The organism is Clostridium sp. C8, from assembly GCF_001010885.1.
GTDB lineage: Bacteria > Bacillota > Clostridia > Clostridiales > Clostridiaceae > Clostridium > Clostridium sartagoforme.
Map to the genome: position 1 here is coordinate 35,337 of NZ_LBMX01000022.1, position 6,000 is coordinate 41,336.

Below are 6,000 nucleotides of genomic sequence, written 5' to 3' on the forward strand. Positions count from 1 at the left end.
TTCGTCTCTATATTTTGGAGGCGAAGTTTTTTATAATTTATTACCTTAAGTTTTTAAGTAAATATAAATAAGTTTAGTTTACTTGAAGTTGAGAAATGAAATGATAAAATTTACATATGTCTATTTTTTATAGAAAGCTATACAATTATAGAAATAAAATTGTAATAAACTTTAAAAATAAATTATCTAAATTAGAACTTATATATGGGGAGGAAAATATGATATACAATGGCGTTTTAGATTTAATAGGGAAAACACCAATATTAAAAGTAAATAATTTAGTTGATGAAGATAGTGCTGAAATATATGTTAAATTAGAAAAATATAATCCAGGTGGAAGTGTTAAAGATAGAGCAGCTTTAGGAATGATTGAGAAAGCTGAAAAAGAAGGATTTTTAAAAAAAGGTTCAATAATAGTAGAGCCTACAAGTGGAAATACAGGAATAGCACTAGCTATGATAGGAAAATTAAAGGGATATAAGGTTATAATAATTATGCCAGATAGCATGAGCAAAGAGCGAAGAGATCTAATAAAGGCATATGGTGCAGAACTTATATTAACAGATGGCGCACAAGGAATGAATGGCGCCATAGAAAAGGCTAAAGCTCTAGCAAAGCAGGATAATTACTTTATGCCTCAGCAGTTTGAAAATTTAGCAAATTCAAAAAAACATTATGTAACTACAGCAGAAGAAATATACTCTGACATAAATGATTTAGATGTATTTATTGCTGGGGTAGGAACAGGAGGAACTGTAACTGGGGTAGGAAGTAAGCTTAAAGAGAAAATAGATGGAATAAAAATAATTGCTGTAGAACCAGAAAGTTCACCAGTTTTAAGTGGAGGAAGAGCAGCTGCCCACAATATACAAGGACTAGGATCCGGTTTTATACCCAAAATATATAATCCAGAGTGTATAGATGAAATTAGAAGGGTTTCTGATGACGATGCTTTTAGAGTTACTAAAGAATTTGCGTCAAAGGAAGGAATTTTGTTAGGAATATCTTCAGGAGCGGCTATATTTGTTGCGATTCAAGAAGCAAAAAAACTTGGAAAAGGGAAAAAAGTCTTAGTAATAGCACCAGATGGTGGAGAAAAATATATATCTATGGGAATATATGATTAGTATTAGTTACAAGTAATTTTTACAAAGGGAGGAATAGCTGTGTTTAAAAATTTAAGATATGATATAAACAATATATTAGAAAGTGACCCAGCTGCAAGAAGTAAGATAGAAGTGCTTTTGTTATATCCTTGCATTCATGCTATGATAGCATATAGAATAGCACATTTTTTATATAGTCATAAAAGATTCTTTTGCGCTAGATTATTATCACAAATAGCTAGATTTATTACAGGAATAGAAATTCATCCAGGAGCCAAAATAGGTAAAGGTCTATTTATAGACCATGGAATGGGTGTTGTTATTGGAGAAACAAGTGAAATTGGTGATAATGTTACTATATATCATGGTGTTACTCTTGGAGGTACAGGAAAAGAAAAAGGAAAAAGGCATCCAACAGTAGAAGATGATGTTATAATTGGAGCAGGAGCAAAAGTTTTAGGCCCCATAACACTAAAAAAGGGTTCTAGAGTTGGAGCTAATACTGTAGTTTTAAAGGAAGTGCCAGAAAAAGCTACTGTTGTAGGATGTGCTGGAAGAAATATTATTAGAAATATTAATGATATAATTGAAGTAATAGACGAAGATGGAAATAAAAAAACAATATATAACAATATGATTATATAGGGGTTATCATGAATAAAGAAAATATAATAAATTACTGTAATTCAATAGGTTTAGATACTTTAGGTTTTATAAAATGTAGAGAGTTTACAGAACTTAAAGAGTTCTTTTATAAAAGAAAAAGTCTAGGTCTTGAAAATGAATTCGAAGAAAAAGATATTGATAAGAGAATAAATCCGTTTAATTATATGAGTGAAGGGAAAACTATTATATCAATAGCTTTCCCTTATCTTCATGATATAGATTACTTTGATAATGGTTTTTCTGTTTATACTAGAGGAGAAGACTACCACAAAGTAGTAAAATCTTATTTAGGGAAAATATGTGGATACATTGAAAGTATTGGTGGGAAAGCAATCCCTTTTGTAGATAGCAATTTCTTGCCAGAAAGGTATATTGCTTATTTAGCAGGTATTGGTTTTATAGGGAAAAATAATTTGATTATTACAAAAAAATATGGTTCTTATGTTTTTTTAGGAGAAATAATAACTGATATGGAAATAGATTGTGATGAAAGAGACTTTAAAGAACTTTCACATTTTAAGGAATGTGGAGAATGTGAATTATGCTATAAAGCTTGCCCAAGTAAATCCATAAATCCATATAAGAAAAATAGCAATATATGTGTTTCTTATTTAACCCAAAAAAAAGATTTAGAAGATAAACATATAAAGTTATTAAATGGAAGAGTTTTTGGCTGTGATAGTTGTCAAAATACTTGTCCATATAATGAAAAAATAAATTTCTCAAACATAAATGAATTTTATCCTTTTGATTTTATGAATAAAGAAAATAGTCATGAATTAGCTAACATAAATAATAGAGGATTTAAGGAAAGCTTTTTAAATACATCTTGTGGATGGAGAGGTAAAAATGTTTTAAAAAGAAATGCTTTAATTAAAATAAATAATAATAATCAAGATATAAAATCAATAAAAACAGATTCCCCTTATTTAAAGGATTATGTGGATAGACTTTTAAATAGTAATAAAATATAATATAAGTATAATTAAAGGAAGTGAGGGAGAATAATGTTATCACCAACATTAGTAAAGGTAATAAACATATTACCAGAGTCATTAGTAATAAAGATAACAAAAGTTATTGTAAATAGATTTTTTAAAAAATATGCTAATATTAAAGTAGAAGGTTTTGAAAATATAGAAAAGGTAGAAGGAACTAAAATATTTATATGCAATCATCTAAGTAATGCAGATGGGTTAATATTAGATAAACTTCTTAAAGAAAAATATGATCCAACTTTCGTAGCTGGAATAAAACTTTCAAATGACCCTGTAACAAAACTTGGAACAGCGATGATAAAAAATGTAGGAATAAAGCCAAATTCAGCAGATAAAGAGGCCATAACCAAAATAGTTAAGCTTGTTAAAGGTGGAGAAAACTTAGTTATCTTTCCAGAAGGAACAAGAAGTAGAACAGGTGCTATGATTGAAGGGAAAAAGGGAGTATTATTAATAGCAAGACTTACTAAAGCACAAATAATACCAATTGGAATGTACGGAACAGAAATACTCTTACCTATAAATAAAAATGGTGATATGGGTGGAGAAAAGTTTAATTATGCAGATGTAAATATAAAAATTGGTGAGCCGCTACAATTACCAGTAAAAGAAAAAGATGAAGACAGACATGTTTTTGATGAAAGATGTATGGAGCATATAATGAAGTCAATTTCTATTTTACTACCTGAAAAATATAGAGGAATATATAAGTAGGTGATTTTATGAAGCAAAGAACAAAAACAATATTAGAAAAGCTTAAGGAAGATTATCCAGATGCAAAGTGTGAGTTAAATCATGAATCTGCTTTTCAACTTTTAGTTGCTACTATATTATCAGCTCAAACAACTGACAAAAAGGTAAATGAAATAACTGAAACTTTATTCAAAGATTATCCAGATTTAGATGCTTTTTTAAAGCTTACAACAGAAGAATTAGAAAAGAGAATAAAACAAATTGGATTATATAGAAGTAAGGCAAAAAATTTAATAATGATGTGTAACCAGTTAAAAGAAAATTTCAATGGTGAAGTTCCAAAAACTATGGAGGAAATAACATCACTTGCAGGAGCAGGACGAAAAACTGCAAATGTAGTTTTATCCAATGCCTTTGGAGTTCCATCTATAGCTGTAGATACTCATGTATTCAGGGTTTCAAATAGATTAGGCCTTGCAGATTCAGATAATGTATTAGAAGTAGAAAAGCAATTACAAAAAGAACTTCCTAAAAAAGAATGGAGTTTAGCACATCATTTGTTAATTTTTCATGGAAGAAGATGTTGTATTGCTAGGAATCCAAAATGTGAACAATGCAGTTTGACAAAACAATGTAAATATTATAAAGAAATTAGCAAAAACAAAGTTAGTAAAAGTAAAGTTAATAAAAATATAAAATTATAGTATCAGATTTAGTATTAAGTTTATAATTAATGTTAATACATAAAAATAAATTAAAATTAATAATTTAAAAATAGTAAATGAGTTGAAGATAATAAATAAATGAAACAAATATGTATATAAAAAGGGTGTAAAGTTATAAATTTTATACCCTTTTATAAATTTAGTTTACTTTTATTGCTTTAATCATACATTGTATAGTGATATAATTAATAAAGATTTAAGTAAGTAAATTTTATAGTAAATTGGAGGACTTGTTATGAAGGTTGGAATATTAATGGGGGGAATATCTTCAGAAAGAGAAGTATCATTAAATAGTGGAAAGTCTATGATGCAACATATAAATAAAGAAAAGTATGAAGTTGTTCCTATTGTAATAGATAAGAAGGAAGATGTTATAGAAAAGGTGAAGGATATAGATTTTGCTTTACTTGCACTACATGGAAAATTTGGGGAAGATGGTACTGTTCAAGCTGTACTAAAAACTTTAGGAATTCCATATTCAGGTTGTGATACATTAAGTAGTTCATTATGTATGGATAAAGATTTAACTAAAACTATATTAAAAGCTAATAACATAAGAACAGCAAGATGGTTAAATGTTAAATCAATAGAAGAAATTGATTATGAAGCTATAGAAGAAATGAAATATCCAGTATTTATAAAACCAACAAATGGAGGCTCAAGTGTTGCAACATTTAAAATAACTAAAAGAGAAGATGTTGAAAATGCTGTTAAAGAAGGCTTAAAATGGGACAATGAAGTTATGATTGAGGAATTTGTAAAAGGAGATGAAATAACTTGCCCTGTATTTGAAAATGAACTTTTTCCAATACTTGCAATAAAGGCTAAAACAGATTTTTATGATTATGAACAAAAGTATTCAGCAAACGGAGCAGAGCATTTTGCTATAAATTTAGAAGAAAAGCTTTATAAAGAAGTTAAGGAAATGGCACTTAACACATATAAGGCACTAAAATGTTCTGTATATGCAAGAATAGATATGATAATCACAGAGCAAGGAGTTCCATATGTTTTAGAAGTAAATACTTTACCAGGAATGACAGCAACTAGTCTTTTCCCACAAAGTGCAGGAGAAAAGGGAATAAGCTATACCAATTTTATAGATATGATAATAGAATATTCACTAAAGAATTTTAAATAAGAAAAATATATTTATAATTCGACCGTAAGGAGTAGGAAGTTTAATTTTATCAGGAAAAATTAATTTCGAGAAAATTAGGTGGTATAAATGAAGAAATGGGAAAGTAGTGAATCTTATAAAAGTATTAATAAAATTATAGACATTTTGGGGGTTATATTAACTTTATTTTTAGTTATAATTACATTTATGCATTGGAAAGATGCAGCTGATATAGTACCAACTCACTATAATATGAGAGGTGAGGTTGACGGATATGGTTCAAGAAATACAATATTATATATATTACCAATAGCATTAATAATATATATAGCTATGAGCATTTTAGGAAGATATCCTCAAATATACAATTATGCAGTAAATATAACTACTGAGAATAAAGAAAAACAATACAATATGGCATCAACTTTTATGAGAGTTATCAATGTTGAGATTATGGTAATATTTGTATCAATGCAAATAAGATTAGATATAACAGGAAATAACAATGGTAATTCATTCCTAATATTTTTACCAATAGAATTAATTATTATTTTTGGTAGTATTGCATTTTACATTTATAAATCAATAAAAAATAAATAAATTATTTTATTAATAATGAAAGTACACTTGTTTTTTAATTAATAAGTGTACTTTTTATTATTAGATTTAAATTGCGAAGCATTTTTCAGTTC

At 27.6% G+C, this 6,000-nt stretch carries 7 protein-coding genes; all 7 read left to right on the forward strand.

What is annotated here, in order from left to right; translation table 11 throughout:
- Positions 1-218: 218 nt before the first annotated feature.
- The 7 genes from cysK (at position 219) to AAT22_RS03720 (ending at position 5,908) form a co-directional block, all read left to right on the forward strand.
- Complete coding sequence (cysK, locus tag AAT22_RS03690) at positions 219-1,127, forward strand: cysteine synthase A (RefSeq protein WP_016208751.1); 909 nt, start codon at positions 219-221, stop codon at positions 1,125-1,127.
- Between the two features lie 39 nt (positions 1,128-1,166).
- Positions 1,167-1,751: a serine O-acetyltransferase EpsC gene (gene epsC / locus AAT22_RS03695; protein WP_016208750.1), complete on the forward strand. Its 585-nt coding sequence runs from the start codon at positions 1,167-1,169 to the stop codon at positions 1,749-1,751.
- A gap of 8 nt (positions 1,752-1,759) precedes the next feature.
- Positions 1,760-2,746 (forward strand): tRNA epoxyqueuosine(34) reductase QueG, encoded by a 987-nt coding sequence (queG, locus tag AAT22_RS03700; RefSeq protein ID WP_047000297.1) that lies wholly within the window; start codon positions 1,760-1,762, stop codon positions 2,744-2,746.
- 33 nt (positions 2,747-2,779) lie between these two features.
- Positions 2,780-3,484, forward strand: a complete 705-nt coding sequence (locus AAT22_RS03705) for a lysophospholipid acyltransferase family protein (protein WP_016208748.1) — start codon at positions 2,780-2,782, stop codon at positions 3,482-3,484.
- A gap of 8 nt (positions 3,485-3,492) precedes the next feature.
- Positions 3,493-4,167, forward strand: coding sequence for an endonuclease III (gene nth, locus AAT22_RS03710; RefSeq protein WP_016208747.1), 675 nt, complete (start codon positions 3,493-3,495; stop codon positions 4,165-4,167).
- A 256-nt stretch (positions 4,168-4,423) separates the two neighbouring features.
- Positions 4,424-5,329, forward strand: a complete 906-nt coding sequence (locus AAT22_RS03715; protein ID WP_047000298.1) for a D-alanine--D-alanine ligase — start codon at positions 4,424-4,426, stop codon at positions 5,327-5,329.
- 87 nt (positions 5,330-5,416) lie between these two features.
- Positions 5,417-5,908 (forward strand): DUF1648 domain-containing protein, encoded by a 492-nt coding sequence (locus AAT22_RS03720; protein ID WP_047000299.1) that lies wholly within the window; start codon positions 5,417-5,419, stop codon positions 5,906-5,908.
- Positions 5,909-6,000: the final 92 nt, after the last annotated feature.